Annotated in this window: 24 protein-coding genes; 14 read left to right on the top strand and 10 right to left on the bottom strand. The window is 69.5% G+C overall.

Annotation, left to right across the window (positions count from 1 at the left end; translation table 11 throughout):
- Positions 1-33 precede the first annotated feature (33 nt).
- Positions 34-789: a triose-phosphate isomerase gene (gene tpiA / locus ABIC65_RS00665; RefSeq protein WP_354306283.1), complete on the bottom strand. Its 756-nt coding sequence runs from the start codon at positions 787-789 to the stop codon at positions 34-36.
- A 118-nt stretch (positions 790-907) separates the two neighbouring features.
- Between tpiA and ABIC65_RS00660 the strand changes: the two genes are divergently transcribed.
- Positions 908-2854 (top strand): peptidylprolyl isomerase, encoded by a 1947-nt coding sequence (locus ABIC65_RS00660; protein WP_354306282.1) that lies wholly within the window; start codon positions 908-910, stop codon positions 2852-2854.
- Positions 2851-4338, top strand: coding sequence for an anthranilate synthase component I family protein (locus ABIC65_RS00655; protein WP_354306281.1), 1488 nt, complete (start codon positions 2851-2853; stop codon positions 4336-4338). The genes ABIC65_RS00660 and ABIC65_RS00655 overlap by 4 nt, the downstream gene beginning before the upstream one ends.
- 160 nt (positions 4339-4498) lie before the next feature.
- Here the strand turns inward: ABIC65_RS00655 and ABIC65_RS00650 are convergent, their stop codons facing one another.
- Positions 4499-4909, bottom strand: coding sequence for a hypothetical protein (locus ABIC65_RS00650; RefSeq protein ID WP_354306280.1), 411 nt, complete (start codon positions 4907-4909; stop codon positions 4499-4501).
- Between the two features lie 114 nt (positions 4910-5023).
- Between ABIC65_RS00650 and ABIC65_RS00645 the strand changes: the two genes are divergently transcribed.
- From ABIC65_RS00645 to ABIC65_RS00600, 10 genes are all read left to right on the top strand, one after another.
- Entirely contained in the window at positions 5024-5608 is a 585-nt protein-coding gene (locus ABIC65_RS00645; RefSeq protein WP_354306279.1) for an anthranilate synthase component II, read from the top strand.
- A gap of 45 nt (positions 5609-5653) precedes the next feature.
- Positions 5654-6058 carry a hypothetical protein gene (locus tag ABIC65_RS00640; protein WP_354306277.1) on the top strand — a complete coding sequence of 135 codons (405 nt, stop codon included), beginning with the start codon at positions 5654-5656 and terminating at the stop codon, positions 6056-6058.
- 55 nt (positions 6059-6113) lie between these two features.
- A complete protein-coding gene (gene trpD, locus ABIC65_RS00635) occupies positions 6114-7109 on the top strand; it encodes an anthranilate phosphoribosyltransferase (RefSeq protein ID WP_354306276.1) in 996 nt (331 codons plus the stop codon).
- Entirely contained in the window at positions 7106-7876 is a 771-nt protein-coding gene (gene trpC, locus ABIC65_RS00630) for an indole-3-glycerol phosphate synthase TrpC (RefSeq protein ID WP_354306275.1), read from the top strand. The genes trpD and trpC overlap by 4 nt, the downstream gene beginning before the upstream one ends.
- On the top strand, positions 7873-8346 hold the full coding sequence (gene moaC, locus ABIC65_RS00625) for a cyclic pyranopterin monophosphate synthase MoaC (protein ID WP_354306274.1): 474 nt from the start codon (positions 7873-7875) through the stop codon (positions 8344-8346). Before trpC ends, moaC begins: the two co-directional genes overlap by 4 nt.
- Positions 8347-8429: 83 nt before the next feature.
- Positions 8430-9227 (top strand): uroporphyrinogen-III C-methyltransferase, encoded by a 798-nt coding sequence (gene cobA, locus ABIC65_RS00620; RefSeq protein ID WP_354306273.1) that lies wholly within the window; start codon positions 8430-8432, stop codon positions 9225-9227.
- Positions 9224-9520 carry a DUF2849 domain-containing protein gene (locus ABIC65_RS00615; protein ID WP_354306272.1) on the top strand — a complete coding sequence of 99 codons (297 nt, stop codon included), beginning with the start codon at positions 9224-9226 and terminating at the stop codon, positions 9518-9520. The genes cobA and ABIC65_RS00615 overlap by 4 nt, the downstream gene beginning before the upstream one ends.
- Before the next feature lie 3 nt (positions 9521-9523).
- Positions 9524-11158: a nitrite/sulfite reductase gene (locus ABIC65_RS00610; RefSeq protein ID WP_354306271.1), complete on the top strand. Its 1635-nt coding sequence runs from the start codon at positions 9524-9526 to the stop codon at positions 11156-11158.
- Complete coding sequence (locus tag ABIC65_RS00605) at positions 11151-11576, top strand: DUF934 domain-containing protein (protein ID WP_354306270.1); 426 nt, start codon at positions 11151-11153, stop codon at positions 11574-11576. Before ABIC65_RS00610 ends, ABIC65_RS00605 begins: the two co-directional genes overlap by 8 nt.
- Complete coding sequence (locus ABIC65_RS00600) at positions 11569-12333, top strand: phosphoadenylyl-sulfate reductase (protein ID WP_354306269.1); 765 nt, start codon at positions 11569-11571, stop codon at positions 12331-12333. The genes ABIC65_RS00605 and ABIC65_RS00600 overlap by 8 nt, the downstream gene beginning before the upstream one ends.
- A 7-nt stretch (positions 12334-12340) precedes the next feature.
- On the opposite strand, the gene ABIC65_RS00595 is transcribed toward ABIC65_RS00600, so the two are convergent.
- Positions 12341-13666 (bottom strand): carbohydrate porin, encoded by a 1326-nt coding sequence (locus ABIC65_RS00595; protein WP_354307747.1) that lies wholly within the window; start codon positions 13664-13666, stop codon positions 12341-12343.
- 97 nt (positions 13667-13763) lie between these two features.
- Here ABIC65_RS00595 and ABIC65_RS00590 point away from each other — a divergent pair, with 97 nt between their 5' ends.
- Both ABIC65_RS00590 and ABIC65_RS00585 read left to right on the top strand, forming a co-directional pair.
- Entirely contained in the window at positions 13764-14042 is a 279-nt protein-coding gene (locus ABIC65_RS00590; protein WP_354306268.1) for a metal/formaldehyde-sensitive transcriptional repressor, read from the top strand.
- Between the two features lie 12 nt (positions 14043-14054).
- Positions 14055-14858: a fructosamine kinase family protein gene (locus tag ABIC65_RS00585; RefSeq protein ID WP_354306267.1), complete on the top strand. Its 804-nt coding sequence runs from the start codon at positions 14055-14057 to the stop codon at positions 14856-14858.
- Between the two features lies 1 nt (position 14859).
- On the opposite strand, the gene ABIC65_RS00580 is transcribed toward ABIC65_RS00585, so the two are convergent.
- The 7 genes from ABIC65_RS00580 to ABIC65_RS00550 are packed head-to-tail and all read right to left on the bottom strand — an operon-like array spanning position 14860 to position 23464.
- On the bottom strand, positions 14860-16752 hold the full coding sequence (locus tag ABIC65_RS00580; protein ID WP_354306266.1) for an XrtA/PEP-CTERM system amidotransferase: 1893 nt from the start codon (positions 16750-16752) through the stop codon (positions 14860-14862).
- 49 nt (positions 16753-16801) lie between these two features.
- On the bottom strand, positions 16802-18052 hold the full coding sequence (locus ABIC65_RS00575) for a TIGR03087 family PEP-CTERM/XrtA system glycosyltransferase (protein WP_354306265.1): 1251 nt from the start codon (positions 18050-18052) through the stop codon (positions 16802-16804).
- Positions 18052-19104, bottom strand: coding sequence for a FemAB family XrtA/PEP-CTERM system-associated protein (locus ABIC65_RS00570; protein ID WP_354306264.1), 1053 nt, complete (start codon positions 19102-19104; stop codon positions 18052-18054). Before ABIC65_RS00570 ends, ABIC65_RS00575 begins: the two co-directional genes overlap by 1 nt.
- Complete coding sequence (locus ABIC65_RS00565) at positions 19101-19940, bottom strand: XrtA system polysaccharide deacetylase (protein ID WP_354306263.1); 840 nt, start codon at positions 19938-19940, stop codon at positions 19101-19103. The genes ABIC65_RS00570 and ABIC65_RS00565 overlap by 4 nt, the downstream gene beginning before the upstream one ends.
- A 9-nt stretch (positions 19941-19949) precedes the next feature.
- Positions 19950-21014, bottom strand: coding sequence for an AAA family ATPase (locus tag ABIC65_RS00560; protein ID WP_354306262.1), 1065 nt, complete (start codon positions 21012-21014; stop codon positions 19950-19952).
- A 12-nt stretch (positions 21015-21026) separates the two neighbouring features.
- A complete protein-coding gene (locus ABIC65_RS00555; RefSeq protein ID WP_354306261.1) occupies positions 21027-22613 on the bottom strand; it encodes a hypothetical protein in 1587 nt (528 codons plus the stop codon).
- On the bottom strand, positions 22610-23464 hold the full coding sequence (locus ABIC65_RS00550) for an AAA family ATPase (RefSeq protein ID WP_354306260.1): 855 nt from the start codon (positions 23462-23464) through the stop codon (positions 22610-22612). The genes ABIC65_RS00555 and ABIC65_RS00550 overlap by 4 nt, the downstream gene beginning before the upstream one ends.
- Positions 23465-23467: the final 3 nt, after the last annotated feature.

The following is a 23467-nucleotide window of genomic DNA, read 5'->3' as shown; positions in this document are numbered from 1 at the left end:
GAGGCCTTGTAGCGCCAGACCCCCGACAACAGGTTAATCCGCCGTCGCTATTTGCGCCGCCGCCTCGATGATCGGCACGAATTTGGCGGCGGTGAGGCTGGCCCCGCCGACCAGCGCGCCGTCGACATCGTCCACGGCGAGAATGGCAGCGGCATTGGCGCCGCTCACCGAACCCCCGTAGAGGATCCGCATGTCGTTGGCCGAGGGCCCGATCATGCCGCGCAGCTTGGCGCGCAGGATGGCGTGCATCGTCGCGATCTCGTCGAGCGTCGGCGTCTTGCCGGTGCCGATCGCCCAGCGCGGCTCATAGGCAATGGTCAGCCAGTCTGGCGAGGCGCCATCGGGCAGCGACTTCTCGATCTGCGACTGGACGATGCGCTCGGCCCGGCCGGCATCGTGCTCCGCCTCCGTCTCGCCGCAACACAGGATCACGTTGAGACCATGGCGGCGGGCGGCGGCCGCCTTGGCCCAAGTGTGGTGGCTGGTCTCGGCATGGTCGGCGCGGCGCTCGGAATGGCCGACGATCACCACCTTGGCGCCTGCCTCCACCAGCATCGGCGCGGAGACGTTGCCGGTGTGCGCGCCATAGTCATTCTCGTGCACGTCCTGCGCGCCGATGGTGAAGTCGCGGGCGACGTCTGCCGCAGCCGTGATCAGCGTGAACGGCACGCACAGCAGTGCGTCGACTTCGGGATGCGCCCGTGCCGCAGCGGCGATCGCCTCGATCTCGCGCAAATGCGAACGCATGCCGTGCATCTTCCAGTTTCCAGCGACCAGCTTGCGGCGCATTCATCACTCCCCGAATGTTTCGGCACAGTCGATACCGATTGCGCCGCGCGGCACAAGCTTGAAGGCACGCGATACCCGCCCTAAAGCGGGCCCAAATTCCTCGAACGAACGGCTCTCCATGCTCAACGCCTTCCGGAACTTCACCAAGTCGCGCTACGGCCTGATCATCGTCTTCATCTTCCTGGGCCTGCTCGCGATCGCCTTTGCGGCGAGTGACGTCACCGGCATGCGCCAGGGGATCACCGGCAGCAGCGGCGCGCTGGCGACCGTGGCCGGCGAGAAGGTGACCGAGCAGCAGGTTCGCGACCGGCTGGAGCGCTATGTCCGCAACGCGCAGGCGCAGGGCCAGAAGATCACGATGGCGCAGCTGCTGGCGCAGGGCGGGTTCGAGGCCGCGCTGAACGACGCCGTCAACACCGCCGCGATGGAAGCGTTCGCCAACCAGAACGGCATGGCGGTCGGCAAGAAGCTGATCGATACCGACATCGCCAACAACCCGCAGTTCGCAGGCATGGACGGGAAGTTCAGCCAGCAGACCTTCGAGCAGCTGCTCGCGCAGAATCAGCTCACCCCGGCAGTGTTCCGCGAGGGCATGACCACGCAGCGCTATGCCGCCTGGCTGGTCGGCCCCGTCGCCCTGCGCGCGCCTGCCCCCGCCGGCGTGGTGACCCCCTATGTCGCCACGCTGCTCGAGCGCCGCACCGGCATCGTCGGCTTCGTCCAGTCGCTGGCGATGGACCCGGGCCCCGCGCCCGACGCCAGCACGCTCGCCGGCTATTATGCGCAGAACCGCAGCCGCTATCAGGTGCCCGAGCGGCGCATCCTCCGCTACGCCCTCGCCCAGCCCGATGCGCTGAAGGCGCAGGCCACGCCGACCGAGGCCGAGATCGCCGCCGCCTACAAGAAGGATGCCTCCAAATACGCCGCCAGCGAGAAGCGCGGCGTCGAGCTGGTCCAGGCGATCAGCCAGTCGGTCGCCGCCAAGGTAGCGGCAGCCGCCAAGGGCGGTGACCTCGCCGGTGCCGCCAAGGCTGCCGGCCTTGAAGCCCGCACCATCGACGCCAGCGACAAGGCTGCTATCGCCAAGCAGGTCTCGGCACCGTTCGCCGATGCCGCCTTCGCCGCCCCGGCCACTGCGATGCAGGGTCCCGTCCAGCTCGGCGGCGCCTGGTTCGTCTACCGCGTGAGCAAGGTCGAGAAGATCGCCGCCCGCACGCTTGACCAGGTCCGCGCCGAACTCACCGAGGAAGTCGCCAAGCGCAAGCTCGCCGCGCTGCTTGCCGATTCGCGCCAGGCGATCGAGGATGCCGTGGGTGACGGCGCGACCTTCGACGAAGCCGTCGCCAAGGCCAAGCTGACCGCGGTGCGCAGCCCCGCGCTGATCGCCAACGGCACCGATCCGGACAACGCCGCCTACCAGCCCGACGCGACCGTCGCCGCGGTGATGAAGGCCGGCTTCGGCTTCGAACAGGCGGGCGACGAGCCGCAGGTGATCCCCATCGGCCAGGACGGCAGCTTCGCGCTCGTCTCGCTCGAGAAGATCGTGCCCGCCGCGCCGCGTCCGCTCGCCCAGATCACCGACAAGGTGAAGGCCGACTATATGCTCGACCAGGCGCTCGCCAAGGCCCGCGCCGCCGCCACCGCGATGCTGCCCAAGCTGCAGAAGGGCGTGCCGATGGCGCAGGCGCTCGCCGAGGTCGGTGCGACCAAGGGCGCCCCGCCCAAGCCGTTCGACTTCAAGCGCAGCGAGCTGCGCGGCAAGGAGAACTTCATCCAGATGGCGTTCGACATGCCGGCCAAGACCGCGCGTCTGGTCGAGGCACCGAACCGCGGCGGCTATTACGTCGTCTATGTCGACACGATCCAGCCGGGCAACGTCGCCGGCGATCCGCAGGGCCCGCAGATGCTGCAGTCGATCACCCAGGCGCTGGGCCAGGTGGGCGCGCAGGAATATGAGCGTCAGTTCGCCGCTTCGCTGGTGAGCGCACTCAAGGTTCGTCGCAACGAGGCCGCGATCGCCCGCCTCCGCGCCGACCTGCAGCGCTCGGGCGCCAGCGGCCAGTGATCCAGGGCCTCGACGCCGCCCGCGCCGCGCTTGCCGCCGGCCGGCCCGCTTTGGTTTGGCGCCGGCAGGTCGCCGATACCGAAACGCCGGTCGCCGCCGCGCTCAAGCTGATCGAGCCCGGCCGCGGCGACTTCCTGCTCGAATCGGTCGAGGGCGGATCGGTGCGCGGGCGGCACAGCCTGATCGGCCTCGCGCCCGACCTCGTGTTCCGCGCGACCGGGACTTCGGCCGAGCTCAACCGCCACTGGCTCGCCGACCGCACCGCATTCGAGCCGGTATCGGCGGACCCGCTGGCGGCGCTCCGCGCGCTGGTCGCCGATTGCCGGATGGACGTGCCGGCCGAACTGCCGCGCGCGCTCGCCTGCCTGGTCGGCTATTTCAGCTACGAAACGGTCGGGCTGGTCGAGAAGCTGCCGCGCCCGCCGCAGAGCCCGGTCGGCGTGCCCGACATGATCTTCGTGCGGCCGACGGTGCTGCTGGTGTTCGACCGGCTGGCGGACACGCTGTTCTTCGTCGCGCCGGTCTGGCCGGGGGCGGACCCCGAGGCCGCTGCCGAGCGCATCGACGCGGTCGCCGCGCAGCTCGCCAGCGCGCCGCTGCCCGCGCCGGTCCGCGCCGATCCGCTCGCGATTGAGCCGACGCCGGTGTTGCCGGAGGGCCGCTATGGCGCAATGGTCGCGGCGGCCAAGGACTATATCGCGGCGGGCGACATCTTTCAGGTGGTGCTGGCCCAGCGCTTCACCGCCCCCTTCCCGCTGCCGCCGTTCGAGCTGTACCGCGCGCTGCGGCGGATCAACCCTTCGCCCTTCCTCTACCATCTCGACCTGCCGGGCTTCGCGCTCACCGGATCGAGCCCGGAGATCCTGGTCCGCGCCCGCGACGGCGAGATCACCATCCGCCCGATCGCCGGCACGCGGCCCCGCGGCCGCACCGCCGCCGAGGACGAAGCCAATCGCACGTCGCTGCTCGCCGATCCCAAGGAACGTGCAGAGCATCTGATGCTGCTAGATCTCGGCCGCAACGATGTCGGCCGCGCCGCCGCGCCCGGCAGCGTGCGGGTGACCGACAGCTACACGGTCGAGTTCTACAGCCATGTGATGCACATCGTGTCCAACGTGGTGGGCAAGCTGCGCCAGGACGCGGACGCGATCGACGCGCTGTTCGCCGGCTTCCCGGCGGGTACCGTGAGCGGCGCCCCGAAGGTGCGCGCCTGCGAGGTCATTGCCGAGCTGGAGGCCGAGACGCGCGGGCCCTATGCAGGCGGCGTCGGCTATTTCTCGCCTGACGGATCAATGGATTCGTGCATCGTGCTGCGCACCGCGCTGGTCAAGGACGGGGTGATGCACGTGCAGGCCGGCGCCGGCATCGTCGCCGATTCCGACCCGGCTTATGAGCAGCGCGAATGCGAGGCCAAGTCCGGCGCCCTGTTCGCCGCCGCGCGCGAGGCGATCGCGCGGGCCAGCGAGGCAGGCTTCGGGCAATAGGGCGGACCGCCCACCACTGGAAAACCTCACCTTCTTCGTCATCCCGGCGAAAGCCGGGATCCAGTCCCCTCTCGGTTTCAGCAAGAGCCGGAACGGAGACCCCAATGGATCCCGGCTTTTGCCGGGATGACGTGTGACCGTTGAGGTGGGCCGCGCCCGATCAGGGAACGCGCGAGCCCTTCACTTCGCGGTCGAGCTTGTCCTGATACCATTGCTGCAGGAACTGCCGGCTGCAGCCGGTCTGGCCGCCGCTGCCCACCGGCGAACAGCTGTTGGGCATGCCGGCGCGGTTGAAATCCTCCACCACTTCCATCCGGCGCGACCAGCTGGTCGAGGGCGCGTCTTCCTTGGGCTGATCGCGGAAGCGCTTGGGGATGCGATAGGGCGAATCGCCCGCGTTCGAGCAGACGACGATCTCGTCGGGATCGGCGGGCTTGGGGCAGCTCTGGTCGCCATAGAGCAGGATGCTGCGCACCCGCTTGGGCGGGCCGTCCGGCGTCGTCTGATCCTGGGTCTGGGCGAACGCCGGCGCGGCGAGCAGGGCGGTGGCAAGCATCAAGCGGGCAAGCATGGGGATACTCCTGGAAGGTGACACAACGTCCCTGCCCAGCCAGCGGTGCCGCCGCACTGTGGCGCCCACAAGGCCGGATTGTGCTGGCGGCTGCGAACGCCTAGGTCTGCGCGCATGATCCTCGTTCTCGACAATTACGACAGCTTCACCTGGAACCTCGTCCATTATCTGATGGAGCTGGGCGTGGAGGTGCAGGTGGTGCGCAACGACGCGCTGACCGCGAACGAGGCGATCGCCAGCAATGCGCAGGGCTTCCTGATCTCGCCGGGTCCCTGCACGCCGAACGAGGCGGGGATCAGCCTCGATCTGGTCGCCGCCTGCGCCGAGCTCGGCAAGCCGCTGCTCGGCGTGTGCCTGGGGCACCAGTCGATCGGCCAGCATTTCGGCGGCAAGGTGGTGCGCGGCGGGCTGATGCACGGCAAGACCTCGCCGGTCACCCATGACGGGACCGGGCTGTTCACCGATCTGCCCTCGCCCTTCACCGCGACGCGCTATCACTCGCTGATCGTCACCGACATTCCCGAGAGCCTGGTGGTGAACGCCACCGCCGAGGACGGATCGGTGATGGGCTTCCGGCACGCCTCGCTGCCGATCCACAGCGTGCAGTTCCACCCGGAGAGTATTGCCACCGAGCACGGCCATGCCATGCTCGCCAACTTCCTGCGCCTGGCCGGCATCGAGGCGACGGCCACCGCCTGACCTGCTTCAGCCTCGGTTCATCGCAGTCGTGCTAGGAGAGACACCATGAAACCGATCCTCGCAACCCTGCTCGCCGGTGCCGCGCTGCTCGCGGCGCCCGTCGCCAACGCTCGCCACCGCGATACGCCGGAACAGCAGCTCGCCAAGCTGCTCGACGGCCGAGTCGCGGGCAAGCCGGTCGACTGCATCAGCCTGGTCCGCACCGGCTCCAGCCAGATCATCGACGGCAAGGCGATCGTCTACACCGTCGGCAATACGCTGTACGTCAACCAGCCGCGCGGCGGTGCCGAGCAGCTGGACGACAATTCGATCCTGGTGACCAACACCTTCGGGTCGCAGCTGTGCAGCATCGACACGGTGCGGCTGATCGACCGCAACTCGTTCTTCCCGCGCGGCTTTGTGTCGCTCGGCGAGTTCGTCCCCTACGCCCGGCCGAAGAAGAGCAACTGAGGCACCCAAGCAGGATTTGCTCGACAGGCTGGCCGCGCCCCGGAATAGAGGCGGCGTGACCAGCCTCAGCCTGCTTCCCGATCCGTCATCCCCGCTTGCCCGCGAAACCGCCGCGCAGGCGTTCGCCGACATTCTCGACGGCACCGCGCCCGAAGCGGAGATCGAGGCGTTCCTGATCGCGCTTTCCGTTCGCGGCGAGACCAGCATCGAAATCGCCGAGGCCGCCCGGGCGCTGCGCGCGCGGCTGATCCCGATCACCGCCCCCGCGGGCGCGATCGACGTCTGCGGCACCGGCGGCGACGGACATCACACGCTGAACGTCTCCACCGCGGTCAGCCTGGTCGTCGCTGCGGCCGGCGTGCCGGTGGCCAAGCATGGCAACCGCGCCGCCTCCTCCAAGGCCGGCGCCGCGGATACGCTGGAGGCGCTGGGCCTCAACCTCGATCGCGCCGCCGCGCGCGCCGAGGAAAGCCTGCACGAAATCGGCATCGCCTTCCTGTTCGCGCAGCACCATCACCCGTCGCTCGGCCGCATCGCACCGATCCGGCGGCGGATCGGGCGACGGACGATCTTCAACCTGATGGGCCCGCTCGCCAACCCGGCGCATGTCCGCCACCAGCTGATCGGCATCGCACGGCCAGATTACGCCCCTGTCTATGCCGAGGCGCTGGAGCAGCTCGGCGTCGAAGCGGCGGCGATCGTCTCCGGCGAGGATGCGCTCGACGAGCTTTCTACCGAGGCGGCGAGCGTCGTCGTCAATGTCGGCCGCGCCAAGCTGCCCACGCGCATCACCCCCGAGGATGCCGGCCTGCCCCGCCATCCGCTTTCCGCCATCCGCGGCGGCGATCCCGAATATAACGCCCTTGCCCTGCGCCGCCTTCTCCAGGGCGAGCACGGCGCCTATCGCGACGCGGTGCTGCTCAACGCGGCCGCGGCACTGATGGTCGCGGGTCGCGCCGATGCCCTTCGGGACGGGGTGGAGGAAGCCGCCGAGATGCTCGACAACGGGCTTGCCAACGCCCTTCTCGACTGCTGGATCGCCTTCGCATGAGCACCATTCTCGACACGATCATCGCCACCAAGCGCACCGAGGTCGCCGCCCGCAAGGCCGCCCCGCGCACCTGGCCCGAGCCCACCGCGCCGCGCGGCTTCAAGGCGGCGCTCGACGCGCGTGCTGCGGCCGGCGGCTATGGCCTGATCGCCGAGATCAAGAAGGCCAGCCCGTCCAAGGGTCTGATCCGCGCCGATTTCGATCCGCCTGCTCATGCCCGCGCCTATGCGGCCGGCGGGGCGGCGTGCCTCTCGGTGCTGACCGACCACGAGTATTTCCAGGGCCACGAGGACTATCTGGTCGCCGCCCGCGCCGCCTGCGATCTGCCGGTGATCCGCAAGGACTTCCTGATCGACCCGTGGCAGGTCGAGGAATCGCGCGCGATGGGTGCCGATGCGATCCTGATCATCGTCTCGGCGCTCGACGACGGCCAGATGGCGGAGATCGAGGCAGCGGCGATCGAACAGGGCATCGACGCGCTGGTCGAGGTGCACGATGCCGAGGAACTGGAGCGCGCGCTCAAGCTCCGGTCGCGGTTGATCGGGGTGAACAACCGCAATCTCAAGACCTTCGAGGTCGACGTGCAGAAAACGTACGACCTCGTCCGCCATGCACCCAAGGATTGCACATTCGTGGCGGAGTCCGGCCTCAACAACCGCGCCGACCTCGACGCGATGGCCGAGCACGACATTCGATGCTTCCTGATCGGCGAGTCGCTGATGCGGCAGGCCGATGTCGAGGCGGCGACGCGGGCGCTGGTCGGATGAGCGGGCTCACCCACCTCGACGAAACCGGCGCCGCGCACATGGTCGATGTCGGCGGCAAGGCGGTCACCGCGCGCGAGGCGGTGGCGCGCGGCCGCATCACCATGTCGGCGGAGGCGGCCGCCGCGATCCGCGACGGCAGCGTGAAGAAGGGCGACGTGCTCGCCACCGCGCGGATCGCCGGGATCATGGCGGCGAAGAAGACGTCCGAGCTGATCCCGCTCTGCCATCCCCTGCCCCTCACCCGCGTCGCGATCGACCTCGACCTGGACGACGCCGGCGTCACCGCCACCGCCACTGCCGCCACCGAGGGCAAGACCGGGGTGGAAATGGAAGCGCTCACCGCGGTGTCGGTGACGCTGCTCACGCTTTACGACATGGCCAAGGCGCTCGATAAGGGCATGGTGCTCGGCGACATCCGCCTGCTCACCAAGACCGGCGGCAAGTCCGGCGACTGGCGCGCGGAAGGCTGAGGCGCGGGCGGCAAAGAATCCCTTAGCCGCCCCAAACCGATCCTCCATTGCCCCGCAGCGGCCATCGGGCCATGTGCGGCACCATGGCATCGCTTCTCGACCCTCTTTCGCGCGGCCGCGTGATCCTCGTCGGCGCCGGTCCTGGTGACCCCGGCCTTCTTACCGTTCGTGCCGTCGAGGCGCTGAAGATCTGCGACGTGCTCGTGCACGACGGGCTGGTCGACGATCGCGTGCTCGATCTCGCCCCCCAGGCGCACCGCATCTCGGTCGCCAAGCGCCGCTCCAAGCACACGCTGCCGCAGGAATCGATCAACGCGCTGATCGTCGCGCATGTGAAGACCGGCGCCGTCGTCGTTCGCCTCAAGGGCGGCGACCCGTTCATCTTCGGCCGCGGCGGCGAGGAAGTGGAGGCCGTGCGCGAAGCCGGGCTGCCGGTGGAAGTGATCCCGGGTGTCTCCGCAGCACTTGGTGCCGCCGCCGAGGCGATGCTGCCGCTCACCCATCGCGACTGGTCGAGCGCGGTCAGCTTCGTCGCCGGCCAGTGCAAGGGGCTGACCGACCAGGACTGGTCGGGCCTCGCCGGCAAGGGCCGCACGCTGGTGATCTATATGGGCGTCGCCACCGCCTCCGCCATCGCCGACAAGCTGATGGCTGATGGCGTAGCACCCGACATGCCGGTGGCGGTGCTCGAGCGCGCCACGCTGGAGGGCCACCGCGCGATCCGCACCTTGCTCGCCGATCTCGGCCCGATGGTAGAGCGCGAGGACGTGCAGAGCCCAGCGATCATCGTCGTCGGCGAAGTGACGCTGCTGGCCGATGCCGAGGACAAGCTCGCGCGCTGGGCGCGCACGGCCGAGACTTTGGGCGAGGATCCGGCATGAAGCTGTTGACCGGCAACGATCTTCCCACCGGCGACGTGGTCTGGTGGACCGGCGAAGGCTGGTCGCGCCACCTCGCGGAAGCTGTCGACGTGGGTGACAAGGGCGACGTGCTCGCCGCGACCGAAGAGGCCGCGCGTCGGGTCAACGTGCCCTATGTGATCGACGCGGAGGCGACGCCCGAAGGCCCCCGCCCCGCGCATATCAAGGACCGCATCCGCGCGCTTGGACCTACCGTCCGCGCGGACCTTACCCTCAAGCCCGCCGACCCGAAGGCCGGCAGCTGGGTGATTTGAACCATGTACAAGTACGATGAATATGACGCCTCGATCGTCGCCGCGCGCGTCGAGGAATTCCGCGATCAGGTGCAGCGCCGCCTCGCCGGCCACCTGACCGAGGACCAGTTCAAGCCGCTGCGGCTGATGAACGGGCTGTACCTGCAGCTCCACGCGTACATGCTCCGCGTGGCGGTGCCCTATGGCACGCTCGACAGCCGGCAGATGCACATGCTCGCGCACATCGCCCGCAAGTACGACCGCGGCTATGGCCATTTCACCACCCGCCAGAATCTCCAGTACAACTGGATCAAACTGGAGGACGCACCCGACATCCTCGCCGAGCTGGCGACGGTGGAGATGCACGCCATCCAGACCAGCGGCAACTGCATCCGCAACATCAGCTCGGACCAGTTCGCCGGTGCCGCGGCCGACGAGATCGCCGATCCACGCCCCTGGGCCGAGCTGCTCCGCCAGTGGAGCACGTTCCACCCCGAGTTCAGCTACCTGCCGCGCAAGTTCAAGATCGCGGTGATCGCCAGCGACACCGATCGCGCGGCGATGCGGCTGCACGATATCGGCATCCAGATCGTCCGGGGCGACGCGGGCGAACTCGGCGCGCGCATCTATGCCGGCGGCGGCATGGGCCGCACCCCGATGATCGCCTCGCTGATCAAGGACTTCGTGCCCTTCGCCGATTTCGTCAGCTATCTGGAAGCGTGCCTGCGCGTCTACAATCGCCACGGCCGCCGCGACAACATCTACAAGGCGCGGATCAAGATCCTCATCCATGCCCTTGGCGCGGACGAATATGCCCGCCAGGTCGAGGAGGAGTTCCAGGCGGTGAAGGCGCTAGGCATCGACCCGCCCCAGGCCGAATTCGATCGCATCGCCGCCTATTTCGCGCCGCCGGCGTTCGAGGCTGGCGCCCCCGACACCGTCGACCGCAGCGATCCCGATTTCGCCGTCTGGCTCGACCAGAACGTCCATGCGCACCAAGCCCCGGGCTATGCGGTGGTTACGATCAGCCTGAAGCCGATCGGCGGCATCCCCGGCGACGCCTCGGCCGACCAGATCGACGTGATGGCTGACCTCGCCGAGCGTTACAGCTTCGACGAGCTGCGCGTGACCCATGCCCAGAATATCGTGCTGCCGCACGTTCGGAAGGCCGATCTCTACGCGGTCTGGACGGCATTGCGCGAGGCCGGGCTGGCCGAGGCCAATCTCGACCTGATCAGCGACATCATCGCCTGCCCGGGGCTCGATTATTGCAGCCTCGCCAACGCCCGCTCGATCCCGCTCGCGCAGAAGATCAGCGAGCGCTTCGCCGATCCGGTGCGCCAGCGCGACCTGGGCGAGCTGAAGCTCAAGATCTCGGGCTGCATCAACGCCTGCGGCCACCACCATGCCGGCCATATCGGCATACTCGGCGTCGACCGGAAAGGCACCGAGAACTACCAGCTGCTGCTCGGCGGTTCGGGCGCGGAGGATGTCAGCCTCGCCGACATCACCGGCCCCGGCTTCAGCGAGGACGGCGTGGTCGATGCGATCGAGCGCGCCACGGACGTCTATGTCCGCGAGCGCACGCCCGGCGAGCGCTTCGTCGACACCTATCGCCGGATCGGCATGGCACCGTTCAAGGAGGCCATCTATGGTTGAGTTCCTGCGCTACCGCGACGACGAGGCGCATGACGAGCCCGCCGTGACGCTCGACAGCTTCTTCGGCCAGTCGAACGCCACCGCGGTGCGGATCGAATCCGGCGAGGATGCCCGTGCGCTGCTGCCGCATCTCAGCCGTATCGCGCTGATCGAAGTGAGCTTCCCGAGCTTCCGCGACGGCCGCGGCTATTCCACCGCGCGGATCCTGCGCGAGGCGGGGTATCAGGGCGAGCTGCGTGCGCAGGGCGACGTGCTGGTCGATCAGATCCCGCTGATGCGCCGGTGCGGCTTCGACAGCTTCGCCCCCGATGCGCCGATCGACCCCGAGACGCTCACGGCCGCGCTCGACCGCTACGAGTTCCGCTATCAGGCGGCAGCAGACACCATCGTGCCGGTCTGGAAACTGCGCCATGGCTGAACCGGCGCGCCAGATCGACCGCATCGACGTGACGCCGCGCTTCACCGAGGCGGATGCGGTGCGGCTCAACACGCGCTTCCTCGGCGTCCCCACACTGGAAATGCTGCGCACCGTGCTGGCCGAGAAGCTGACCGGCGAGACGGCGATCGTCTCCTCGTTCGGCGCGGAGTCGGCCGCGCTGCTGCACCTAGTCGCCAGCGTCGATCGCTCGGTGCCGGTGCTGTTCCTCGATACCGGCAAGCATTTCCCGGAAACGCTGGCCTATCGCGACCTGCTGGTCGAGCGGCTGGGCCTGACGGACTTCCGCAACCTCCGCCCCGATCCCGAGCTGCTCGCCAAGCGCGACGGCACCGAACTGCGCTGGTCCTACGACCCGGACGGCTGCTGCGAGATCCGCAAGGTGCTGCCGCTGGAGGCCGGCCTGGCGGGCTTCGACGCGACGATCACCGGGCGCAAGGCGTTCCAGGCGAGCACCCGGGCCGCCCTGCCCCGCTTCGAGCTGGACGGCGATCGGCTCAAGATCAATCCGCTGGCGGATTGGACCAAGGCCGATCTCGACACCTATTTCACCGCGCACGACCTGCCGGTGCACCCGCTGGTCGCGCAGGGCTATCCCTCGATCGGCTGCGCGCCGTGCACGAGCAGGGTCAAGCCAGGCGAAGACCCCCGTGCCGGGCGCTGGCGCGGCTGGGACAAGACCGAATGCGGCATCCACACGCCGACGGGCGACGACGACGCCAACCAGCCGGTGTTCTGAGGCCGCCTCAGAACCCGCCGTGGAACCGGACGGCGAACACATTGGCCGGCCCCCGATCGCGATTATACCCCGGGTTCGCGATGAACTGATAATCGAGCGTCACGTCGAAGCCCTTGCGCGGCTGCCAGTCATAATAGGCTTCGGCGATCGCTTCGCTGCCCGGGTGCGGCAGCTTGCCGTCGCCGACCAGCACGCCCAGCCCGCCCGCATCGAGATAGCGCTGATGGTCGCGCGAGATGCCGTTGACGATGCCGACCAGTCCCACGCGGTCGTTCGCGCGGCCCCAGCCTGCGCCGTTCAGCGACGCGCCGAGCTGGGCGGTGCGATCGATGTCGGTAAAATCATAGGGCTCGATCGATCCATCGGCAAAGCCCGCGCGGGCGAACAGCCCCAGCGTCGAGGTCACCGCCTGCTCCGCATTCACTCCAAGGCCCATGCGGGTCGTACGCTGGCGGACCAGCGCGGTATCCGCCGCCTGCCCCTGCGCAGCGCCGAGCGCCAGCGCATCCTCGAACCGCCCGAAGCGCCCGCGATTGCGGAAAGCCGTCACGCGGATCGCGCCGGGCTGGCCGCCGAGCAGGTGGCGATGCTCGACCTCGACATCGACCTGGTACTGGCGGAAGTCGCGCTCCAGCGTCTCGCCATTGGGAATCTTGGAGAGGTTGAAGAGCCCGGCGCGCAGGGTCCACGCGCCCTGATACCATTCGGCCGCCGCACCGGTGGAATATCCCCAGGCATCGGCGGCGTAATCGAAGCTGCCGGTGTCCACCGCCGACCAGTTGAGGAAATCGCCGCGCGGATCATGTGCATAGCGATTGGTGTCGAACACGTCGCCGACGCCGAACTTGCCGAGCGTCAGGACCAGCCGGTTGGCGCTCTGGGTGCCGCCCAGCACGTTCATCGCCGGCGCCACCGCGCTCGTTTCCCCGCCCAGCCCGATCGTCTGGCGGAAGAACAGCCGCTGGAGCCGCAGATAGGGCTCGTCCTTGCCGACCTTGTACGCCTCGGCGCTCGGAAAGCCCGCCACGCCCAGCGTGTTGGACAGGCCGAAGCCCTGGTCGATCTCCGGGTTCACCCACAGCTCGCCGCCCGCCCATGGCCGTACCCCGGCATAGAGCGTCACGTCGATCGTCTCGCGCACCTGCTTGGGCGTCAGGCTGTTGGGCCCGCGATAGGGATCGTCGAAGCCGCCCACGCCCTGCACCACCATCGTCGCCTGGCCATGCACCGCGAAGGCCTGCGGGTCGCCCGTGTCCTGCGCCTGCGCTGCCGTCGGCAGCAGGAAGAACAGCGCGACCGCGGCGGCGGCCGACTTGGGGAAGGCGTGGATCATGAACATGTACCCCGAAATCCGGCGGAGATCGCCGACTCGACGGGGGCGCCCGTATACCCTAGGGGGGTATCTAGCAAGCAGAACGGAACGACGCAGAATGGGCCATGTCGCACGCGAGAAGCAGAAGCTGCTCAACCGATTGAAAAGGCTGCGGGGACAGGTCGAGGCGATCGAACGGGCGGTGGAGGCCGACACCGAATGTGCGCGCGTATTGCAGCAGGCGACCGCGTGCCGCGGCGCGCTGGACGGCTTCATCGCCGAAGTGATCGAGGATCATATTCGCGAGCATATGCTCGAACCCGGCGCCGCCCCGGACGATCCCAAGGTGCAGGCGGCCGAGGAACTCGTCGCGATCGTCCGCCGCTATCTCACCTGATCGGACCCCACTATGCAGACCAGCCTCGCCGATCGTGCCGCCGCACTGCTGGGCATCCGAGTTTCGGGTGCGGCGGCGCTCTCGGGCGGGGATCTTTCTGCGGTACACCGGCTGAAGCTGGCCGATGGCGGCAGCGCGATCGCCAAGCAGGGGCCGCTGGTCTCGGAAGAGGCGGAGATGCTGGTGGCGATCGCCGCGCGTGGGGCGCCCGCGCCAGCGGTGTTGGCGGTCGGCGAAGACCTGCTACTGATCGAGGAAATGCCGAACGACGGTCATCTCGGCACCGCCTGGGACCCTCTGGCGAGGGTGTTTCAAGCCCTCCACGCGGCACCGGGCCGCGGCTATGGCTGGCCGGCGGATTACGCCTTCGGCCGTGTCGCCATTCCGAACGGTACGACGGACGACTGGCCGAGCTTCTGGGCCGAGCGGCGGCTGCGGACGCATCTGCCGCACGTACCTACGCCGCTTGCCCGCCGGCTGGACCGGCTGGCCGATCGCCTGCCGGACCTGCTGCCGCAGCACCCCGCGCCCGCGCTGCTCCACGGCGACCTGTGGGGCGGCAATGTGCTGACCTCCGGCGGCCGGGTGACCGCGCTGATCGACCCCGCCTGCTATCATGGCGACCGCGAAGTCGACGCCGCGATGCTCACGCTGTTCGATGCGCCGCCGGCGCGCTTCTTTGAAGCGCTCGCGCTGGCGCCGGGCTGGCAGGAACGACAGCCGATCTATCGGCTCTGGCCCCTGCTCGTGCACCTGCGCCTGTTCGGCAGCAGCTATATCGGTGCGGTGGAAGCCTCGCTCGCCGCGGTGGAATAAATCAGCCGAACAGCCGCGCCAGGCTGCGCTCCAGCATCACCAGCTGCCACAGCGTGCGGCCATGCTCGGCGCGGCCGGCGCGGTGGTCTTCGGCCAGGCGCGTGATCGTGCGCGGCTCGAACCAGCCGCTCTGGAGGAGCAGCGGCGAGCGGGCGAGCGCCGCCGCCTCGTCGGCCAGCGCATGGCGGAACCAGGCGCTGATCGGGGTCACGAAGCCCATTTTCGGGCGGTAGAGGATCTCGCGCGGCAGCCAGGGTTCGAGCGCCTTCTTCATCAGCCACTTGCCCTGCCCCCCGCGGATGCGGAGCGACGGCGGCAGGCTCGCCTCAAACTCGACCAGCCGGTGGTCGAGCAGCGGCTCGCGCGCTTCCAGGCCCACCGCCATGCTGGTGCGGTCCACCTTGGTGAGGATGTCGCCCGGCAGCCAGTGGCGGATATCGGCATATTGGGCGCGGTCGATCGCATCGCGCGCGGGTGCGTGCCGCATCGTCTCGACATAGCGCGTCTCGGCGCGATAGCCGTCCAGCGCCGCCCGTGCCGTGCCGCTGTAGAGCTGGTCGCGCAGGGCCGGCGTGGTGACGCCGACCGCCTGGGCATAGGCCTCGGCCCCGTCCGCGGCGAGCGCGAGCAGCGTCGTCTTGGCGCGGAACGGGCGCGGTGCCCAGTCGGCCTTGGGGTAAAGCGCGCCCAGCTGGCCGAACACCCGCGCCCGCACGTCCGGCGGGAACAGGCCGCGGACCCGCTCCTCGGCGGCGAAGAAGCGGTGGCGACGATATCCGGCCAGCGCCTCGTCCGCCCCGTCACCCGATAGCGCGACGGTCACGCTTTCGCGGGCGAGCTGGCAGACGCGGTATGTCGGCAGCGCCGAGGCATCGGCGAAAGGCTCGTCGAAGGCGGCGACCAGCGTGTCGATCAGGCCGTAATCCTCGGCGCCCACAGTGCGGGTGCGGTGACTGGTGGCAAAACGGGCCGCGACCTTGGCCGCATGGGCCGTCTCGTCCAGTCCCGCCTCATCAAAGCCGATCGTGCACGTCTTCACCGCCGCCTTGCTGCGCTCCGCCATCAGCGCGACCACCGCCGAGCTGTCAACGCCGCCCGAGAGGAACGCGCCCAAGGGCACATCGGCAATCATCCGTGAGCGCACGGCGGTGCGCATCCGTTCGATCAGCTCGGCCTTGAGATCCCGCGTGCGGCCGGTCGCGCGACGGGTGAAGTCGATATCCCACCAGCGCACCGGCTGCGGTGCCGGGCGGCCGCGCTGGAGCCGCAGGAAATGCCCCGCCGGCAGCTTCTGCACGCCCGCGACGATCGAGGCGTCGTCGGGCACATAGCCCAGCGCCAGATAATCCTCGACCGCGCGGAAATCGGCGGCGCGGCGGAGCAGCGGGTGGGCAAGCAGGCCCTTGAGCTCCGAGGCGAAGGCGATCGCGCCGTCGGCGAGCTCGGCATAGTGGAGCGGCTTCACCCCGAAACGATCGCGGGCGAGGAACAGGCTCTGGCTGGTCGCGTCGTAGAGCGCGAAGGCGAACATGCCGTTCAGCCGGGCGAGCAGGTCCGGCCCCCAGGCGCGCCAGCCGTGGAGCAGCACTTCGGTATCGCTGTCGGTGACGAAGCGGGCGCCCAGCGCCTCCAGCTCGGCGCGGACCTCGCGGAAATTGTAGATCTCGCCGTTGAAGGTGACGGCAAGGCTCTGGTCGGGCAGCGCCATCGGCTGCACGCCGCCTTCAAGGTCGATGATCGCCAGCCTGCGATGGCCGAGCCCCACCCCCGCCACGCACCAAACGCCCGAGCCGTCGGGCCCGCGATGCGCCTGGGCGTCGCTCATCGCGACGATGCGGGCGGGGTCGATCGGCTTGGGAAGGCCGGGATAGAAGAGGCCGGCGATGCCGCACATCAGCGCATGCCCTCGCGGTTGCCGATCCCCACCCGATTGTCGCTGTCCGTCATCCGCATCGTGGCGGCGCGGTACCAAGCCGAACGCCGCCGCGCCACCCCGGCGGTGCGCACGCGCACGCCGATGCGTCGAGCAGCGCGTCGAGCGGTGCCAGCCGTGCGTCCCAGCTGTAGCGCGCGATCACCCGCGCGCGGGCGGAGGCTCCGAGTGCCGTGGCGGTGTCGGGGGCATCCAGCAGGCGCAGCACGGCGTCACCGAACGCGTCCGCGCCCTCGGCGACGCAGAGTGTGCCGGCATGGTCGATCCCCTCGGCCGCGGCCGGCGAGGCGACCACCGCGCGCGCCATCGCCATGCCCTCCAGCACCTTGTTCTGGATGCCGCGTGCCAGCTGGAGCGGCGCCACGACCAGCGCTGCGGCGGCGAGCCAGTCGCGCACGTCCGGAACGCTGCCGGTGACAAGGATGCCCGGCCGCTCCGCCAGCGCCCGTACGGCAGGCGTCGGTGCACGGCCGACGATCGCGAACCGCGCGTCGGGGTGCGCCAGGCGGATGCGCGGGAACACCTGGTCGGCGAACCAGGTCACCGCCTCGATATTTGGTCGGTAATCCATCTGCCCAGTGAAGACGAGCAACGGCCCCTCCCCTTCGATCGGCTCGAACCGCTGGGCAGGATCGTAGAACACCGTGTCGATACCGTTTTCGATCGCATGCACGCGCGGCGCGTCGGTGCGCTCCCGGAACAGCGCCGCCTCGGCTTCGCTAACGAACAGGCTGGCATCGGCAGCGCAGGCGACGCGACGCTCATGGGCGAGGAGCAACGATGCCTCGCGGCGATGGACCCACGCCATCGGTCGCCGCGCGCCCTCGGCATAGGCAGCGAACTTGGCCGAATCCATGTCGACGAAGTCCATGATCACGCGCTGCTCAGGGGCAGGCGGCAGGTACTGCGCCATCTGGCTGGAGAAGAGGAAGATCGTCTCGATGGGCTCGGCCATCAGCAAGGCATCGACAGCACGCTGCACGGCTGGATGGCCGAAGGCGACCAGCGACACCGGCCTGCGCTGCAGCAAGGCACGCACACCCGTCCAGACGGTCGGCGCGTCGCGCCAGACGATCGTGCGCGTCGCTGTGTAGGGCGCCAGGCCGTCCTGGTGCGGCAGATCCTCGGGGTCGTCGGCGAAGGCGACGAGATGGACGCGGTGGTTCCGGGCGAGATGGCGCAGCAGGTGGTAGGCGCGGATCTTGTCGCCCCGATCGGGCGGATAGGGGATGCGGTGTGCGAGGAACAGGATATCGCCCATCAGCCGAGCCCGCGCGAGAGCAGCGGCCCGATGCAGTTGGCCGCCCACAACGGCAGCCGCTTCCACGCCGCGATCTGCAACCGGTATTTGGGATCGAGCGGGTTGATGCTGCGCGGTGCAGCACCCTCGGCGTGGCGAGAGAAATACACCAAAGGTTCCGGCACGAAGCCCCAGTTCTTCTTGAACGCCGCCGCGCCGGTGCCGGCCTTGGAGCGACCGAAGTCGAACCGCGAACAGCCGCGCGCACGGGCATGCGCCATCAGCGCGAAATACATCCGGTCGTTGGCGCGCAGCCCGCGCGCTGCCTCGGTCCCGCCGCCCCAATAGGGATAGACGGTCCCGCGCCAGTAGAGGCTGAGCACGCTGGCCACGGCGCGGCGCTGGTGACGGACGGTGAGGATATCCGCCTCCGCCCCGAAAGCCTCCAGCACCGCCGCGAACAGCGCCGCCGGAAAGACCGGCGTACCGAGATTGCGGACGCTTTCCGCGTAGACGCCGTAATGCGCGCGGCGGGCAGCGCGATCGGCACCCACCTCCACCATCAGATCGGCGGCGAGCGCCTTGCGAAGTTCGGCGCGCTGCTTGCGCGGCACGGCGAGCAATTCGGCCTCGTCATCGGCCGCGAGCCGGCGGACGAAGCCGAGATAGGTCGTGTCGTCGCGCACCCAGTCCTCCCCCGGACAGGGCCCGCCGCGCAGATCAAGGCTCGGGCAGCGCAGGTGCGTCGCGAGACTCCAGGCCGCCTGCCCCAGCGCAGCGAGGGCATAGCCCTGATCGGCGAGGATACCGCCGCCCACGCCAAAGCCGGTCGACACCAGCGCCCGGCCGAACAGCGGGGAGGTGATGGCGGTGAGCGGCAGCACCCCGGCGATCCGCCCACCCGCGCCCTCCGCCACCAGATAGTGGCTGCGCTGGCGGCATCCCTTCGCCACCGCCATGCTCCACTCGGGCAGATGGAAGGGCGTGGCATCCGCCTGAGCATCGACCCAGGCGGCGAGGCGCCCGCGCTCGCCTGCATCATGGAGGTCCGCCGTGCGGATGGACAGGGTCACGGCAGCCGCTCCGCCGCCCGCGCGGCAATCGCATCCACCCGACCCCAGTCGTGCGCCGCCAGCAACGTCCGCAGCTTGCCCTCCATCGCGCCAAGACGGGCATAATGGCGCAGTCGCGACTTCAGCGGCGCGGCACGCACGCGCGGTTGGCCGGGGTCGATCTCCCAGGGGTGGAAGTAGAACATCGCGGCCTCACCGCCCGCATTCGCAGCACGGACCGCGCGATCGGTCACCCCCTGCGGCAGCAGACGGAAGAACCCGCCGCCCGCGGTCACCTCGCGCCCCAGCGCCCGCGCGATCGTGATCGGCAGCTCGATCAGTCGCGCATCGGGCAGTGGGCGGAAAGGCGTGCGCGGCGCATCGGGCCAGCCATAATGGTCGTGCGCGATCGGCGCGATGCTCGAGGAGTAGCAATAGCCCGCCTCGGCCAGCACCGCATGCGCCCAGGGCGTGCGTCGGTCGATCGAGAAGCTCGGGGCGCGATAGCCGTTGACCGCCACGCCCGCGGCATCCTCCAGCGCGGCGCGCGCGCGGGCGAGGTCCTCGCGAAACTGGTCGGGCGTGAGCGTGAAGACCCTGGCATGGTCCCAGCCATGGCTGGCGACCTCATGCCCCGCCTCGGCGATGCGGCGGATCAGCCTGGGATGACGCTCCGCCACCCAGCCGAGCGTGAAGAAGGTGCCTTGCACCCCCGCTGCCTCGAACAGCGCCAGCACCCGATCGGTATTGGCCTCGACGCGCCGCTCCAGCGCGTCCCAGTCGCCGCGCGCGATGGTGTTCTCGAAAGCACCGACCTGGAACCAGTCCTCGACGTCGACCGACAAGCCGTTGCGCATGCCCATGGCTCAGGCCGCGCTGCCGCGCAGGGCGTCGAGATCGATGCCGCTGCGGCCATCGTCCTTTTCCACCCAATCGACCAGCAGCGAGAGCACGCGGCGCAGCGCATCGGATTGCGAGGCGACCTGCGCCTCCAGCTCGGCGACGCGGCGTTCGAGCGCCCGCGTTTCCGTCGAACCTTCCGGTACCGCGCGCAGTTCGGCGACACGGCTGGGGCGAACCGGCGCGGGTTCAACCGCCGGCTCGGGGGCCGGTTCGATCACGTCCTCCTGCTCGATATCCTCGATCACCGCCGCGACATCGGGCGCGCCGAAATTCTCGATCTGCTCGACCGCGCCGTAGAGCAGCACCCGGCTCGCCAGCTGGTTGAGCCGGCGCGGGATACCGCCCGACCAGCGGTGCATCGCCGCCAGCGCATCGGCGGTGAAGCGCGGGCGGCCGCTCCAGCCGACCAGCATCAGCCGGTGCATCAGATAGGCCTCGACCTCCTCCACCTCCATCGGGGCGAGGTGGTGCATCGCGATGACGCGCTGGCGAAGCTGCTCGAAGGCGGGCTGCTGCAGCACCAGCCGGAATTCGGGCTGGCCGAGCAGGAAGATCTGGAGCAGCGGATAGCCGCCCGCCTGGAAGTTGGAGAGCATGCGCAGCTCGTCCAGGCTCTCGCCCGGCAGCGCCTGCGCTTCGTCCACCACCAGCAGCGTCCGGCGCCCCGCCCGCGCGACGTCGTGCAGGCCGCGCTCGATGGCGAGCAGCAGCGCGGCCTTGGAGAGGTCGTCCCCCGGCAGCCCCAGCCCCTGCGCCACCAGCCGCAGCATGTCGTCGGCGCGTAAGTGGGTGGAGACGATCTTGATCACGTTGAGCCGCTCGCCATCGAGCTCGGCGAGCAGATGGCCGAGCAGCGTAGTCTTGCCCGCCCCCGGATCGCCGGTGATGACGACGAAGCCCTCGCCCTGGCTGAGGCCATAGCCGAGATAGGCCATCGCCTTGCCGTGCGTGGCGGTATCGAACCAGAAGCGCGGATCGGGGGTCAGCTGGAACGGCCGACCGCGCAGCCCGTAATGATCGTCCATCATGCGTGCAGTCTCTCAAAAACCATAGCGCGCTCCGATCAGCGCCTGTGCCGATGCCTGGTCGGGGCCGTCGCGCATCGAGCCGTACAGCCCCGCCGTAGCGGTGAGGCTGAGGCGGCCGAGGCGGCGGGTGTAAGCGGTGTTGGCACCCCAGCCGAACACCGCCGTGCTGCCGGGAACATCGCCGTCATAATAGCTGGCGAGCAGGTTGAGCCCGATCGTCCCGTCGCGCCCGGCGGCGAGCGCGGCAAAGGCCTGAGCATAGAAGCTCTCGTCCCAGCTACCGCCGCCGAGGTTCGCGGCGACGGGGGTGAGGAAGTCGCGCCGGGCGAAGCCGCCGCCGACACCCAACCGGGTCGTGCCCCGGCTCCACACCGCATTGGCGGTCATCCCGCGACCACGATAGGCGGCCGTCGCCGCCGAGGAGAAGGCCCCGGCGATGCACCCGCCCGCTGCGGCGCCGCTGGTGCCGTAGATACAGGCACCGACCTGGTTGCCGAACGGATCGGCGGTGGTGACGAATCCCACCGGCAGCGCCGCGAGGCTGCCGCCGACCTGCTGGCCATAGGTCTCGACGGTATCGTACACCGCCACCTGGATGCCGCTGCCGTTGTTCCGCTGGAAGGTGAAGCTGCCGGTATAGCGCATCGCCCCGTAGCGGCGGCCGATACGTACCTCGAGCGCGGTCCTCCGGCTCGGCCGCCAGAGCACGCCGCCGTCCCAGAACATGCCCTCGAAATCATAGGCGATCCGCACAGGCGATGCGGGATCGGTGACATAGCGCCCCGTCCCGTCGACCACCGGCCTGCCGTCGGTGCCGAGCAGCGGATCGCGCTGACGGACGGTAATCTGCTCGTACCCCGCCCCCCCGACCAGCGCGACCGTGCGGCTGACCGGCGCGATCGCATCGCCGCGCCCCGAACTGCTGGCAAAGCGCTGATCGAGCTGGCTGGCATTTTCGCGCACCAGCCCGCCGGTGAGGCTCAGCCCGATCGGCAGCACCGCGCCGGGCTTGGCGCCGACACTGGCGTTCACCGCATGCGAGGTGGAATGGTCGAACCGATCGACCTGCGGCAGCGTCGATGCCACGCCGGTCGCGGTGCCGTCGTCGACCTTGGTGAAGCCGAAGCGATAGGCTCCCTGCATGAACAGCGGCCCGGCATGGGTGTCGAGCTTGGGACCGATATAGCCCGAGTAGAGCTGGCTCAGGTTGCGCGCGTTGGCGGCATTGCCTGTCAGCGCATCGCCGCGCGCATCGGTGCGGGTGCGCGTGGCGACGGCACCGGCCTCCAGCGTCAGCCCGCGGGCGGCGGTGATGCGCGCCTGGGCGAGGCCATTGTGGCTGTCGCCCGATTGCAGGCTGCCCTTCTCGGTAAAGCGGTGCTGATATTGGTAGCTTACCTGCACCTGCACCCGGCGGGTGCGGATGCTGCCGTCGAGCCCGGCGCCGAGCTGCGAGTAGGTCAGCGTCTCGCCGCCGTTGAGCTCGGCGGTGGCGACCTGGCTCACCTCGATATAGGGCGTGACGGTCGCGCGGCGCTGGGCGGCCGCGGGCACGATCGCGGCGGCGCACACGGCCAGCACGATCGCACCACGAATCACCGGCCCGCCTGCGCGTAATAGCTGCCGAAGCGCCGGCCCGAAGGCTGGAACGACACCGCGTTGAGGACGAGCTGGATATGCTCGCACCCGTCGAGCGCGGCGACCGCGGCGCGCAGGTCCTCCTCGCTGGTACGATCGGCGCGCACGACCATCATCGTCTGGCCGACATGCAGGGCCAGCACCGAGGCCGGGGACGCGGCGAGCGCCGGCGGCGAATCGAAGATGACGATGCGGCGCGGATTGGCCGCCGCAAGCCGATCGAGCATCGCCCGGGCGCCGTCGCTCGCGAGCAACTCGGTATCGCTGACGCTGCGGGTGCCGGCGGGCAGGATCGCGAGCTGCGGCACATCGGTGTCGACGATGCAGGCCTCGACGTCGATCTGGCCGTCGAGCGCGTCCAGCAGCCCCGGCCCCTCGCCCATGCCGAGCCGCTTGGACACGTCGGGCTTGGCGAAATCGGCGTCGACCAGCAGGATCTCGACATCCTTCTCGGCCGCCATCGAAAGCGCGAGGTTGATCGCGCAGAAGGTCTTGCCCTCGTCGGGCTGGGCCGAGCAGACCAGGATCATTCGGGCGCGATCGGCATCGACGCCGGCGACGCCGCGCGCGGTGAGCAGCAGTTGCCGCTTCACCATGCGGAACTCCTCGGCGAGCGGGGTGATCGGGCCGCCGGGCACCAGCATCCCCGCAGCGGCAAGCCGGTTGCGGTCGATCGGCACCATCGGGCGATCCTGTGCGGGTGACGCCGGCTGCGGCCTTGCCTGTGCTTCCTCGACGGGAAGGCCGGGCATCATCGCGATCGCGCGCTGGATCAGCGAGCCGGTGAGCCGCTTGGGGGTATGTTCGTTCATCGC

The organism is Sphingomonas trueperi (genome assembly GCF_040545665.1).
GTDB lineage: Bacteria > Pseudomonadota > Alphaproteobacteria > Sphingomonadales > Sphingomonadaceae > Sphingomonas > Sphingomonas trueperi_B.
Note: the sequence above shows the minus strand (reverse complement) of the source record. Positions and strands in the feature narration are given on the sequence as shown.

Bases quoted from the DNA above. Each gene is read 5' to 3' on its own strand.
- tpiA (WP_354306283.1), bottom strand. From the start codon at position 789: ATGCGCCGCAAGCTGGTCGCTGGAAACTGGAAGATGCACGGCATGCGT.
- ABIC65_RS00660 (WP_354306282.1), top strand. From the start codon at position 908: ATGCTCAACGCCTTCCGGAACTTCACCAAGTCGCGCTACGGCCTGATC.
- ABIC65_RS00650 (WP_354306280.1), bottom strand. From the start codon at position 4,909: ATGCTTGCCCGCTTGATGCTTGCCACCGCCCTGCTCGCCGCGCCGGCG.
- ABIC65_RS00645 (WP_354306279.1), top strand. From the start codon at position 5,024: ATGATCCTCGTTCTCGACAATTACGACAGCTTCACCTGGAACCTCGTC.
- ABIC65_RS00640 (WP_354306277.1), top strand. From the start codon at position 5,654: ATGAAACCGATCCTCGCAACCCTGCTCGCCGGTGCCGCGCTGCTCGCG.
- trpC (WP_354306275.1), top strand. From the start codon at position 7,106: ATGAGCACCATTCTCGACACGATCATCGCCACCAAGCGCACCGAGGTC.
- moaC (WP_354306274.1), top strand. From the start codon at position 7,873: ATGAGCGGGCTCACCCACCTCGACGAAACCGGCGCCGCGCACATGGTC.
- cobA (WP_354306273.1), top strand. From the start codon at position 8,430: ATGGCATCGCTTCTCGACCCTCTTTCGCGCGGCCGCGTGATCCTCGTC.
- ABIC65_RS00615 (WP_354306272.1), top strand. From the start codon at position 9,224: ATGAAGCTGTTGACCGGCAACGATCTTCCCACCGGCGACGTGGTCTGG.
- ABIC65_RS00610 (WP_354306271.1), top strand. From the start codon at position 9,524: ATGTACAAGTACGATGAATATGACGCCTCGATCGTCGCCGCGCGCGTC.
- ABIC65_RS00605 (WP_354306270.1), top strand. From the start codon at position 11,151: ATGGTTGAGTTCCTGCGCTACCGCGACGACGAGGCGCATGACGAGCCC.
- ABIC65_RS00600 (WP_354306269.1), top strand. From the start codon at position 11,569: ATGGCTGAACCGGCGCGCCAGATCGACCGCATCGACGTGACGCCGCGC.
- ABIC65_RS00595 (WP_354307747.1), bottom strand. From the start codon at position 13,666: ATGATCCACGCCTTCCCCAAGTCGGCCGCCGCCGCGGTCGCGCTGTTC.
- ABIC65_RS00590 (WP_354306268.1), top strand. From the start codon at position 13,764: ATGGGCCATGTCGCACGCGAGAAGCAGAAGCTGCTCAACCGATTGAAA.
- ABIC65_RS00585 (WP_354306267.1), top strand. From the start codon at position 14,055: ATGCAGACCAGCCTCGCCGATCGTGCCGCCGCACTGCTGGGCATCCGA.
- ABIC65_RS00580 (WP_354306266.1), bottom strand. From the start codon at position 16,752: ATGTGCGGCATCGCCGGCCTCTTCTATCCCGGCCTTCCCAAGCCGATC.
- ABIC65_RS00575 (WP_354306265.1), bottom strand. From the start codon at position 18,052: ATGGGCGATATCCTGTTCCTCGCACACCGCATCCCCTATCCGCCCGAT.
- ABIC65_RS00565 (WP_354306263.1), bottom strand. From the start codon at position 19,940: ATGCGCAACGGCTTGTCGGTCGACGTCGAGGACTGGTTCCAGGTCGGT.
- ABIC65_RS00560 (WP_354306262.1), bottom strand. From the start codon at position 21,014: ATGATGGACGATCATTACGGGCTGCGCGGTCGGCCGTTCCAGCTGACC.
- ABIC65_RS00550 (WP_354306260.1), bottom strand. From the start codon at position 23,464: ATGAACGAACATACCCCCAAGCGGCTCACCGGCTCGCTGATCCAGCGC.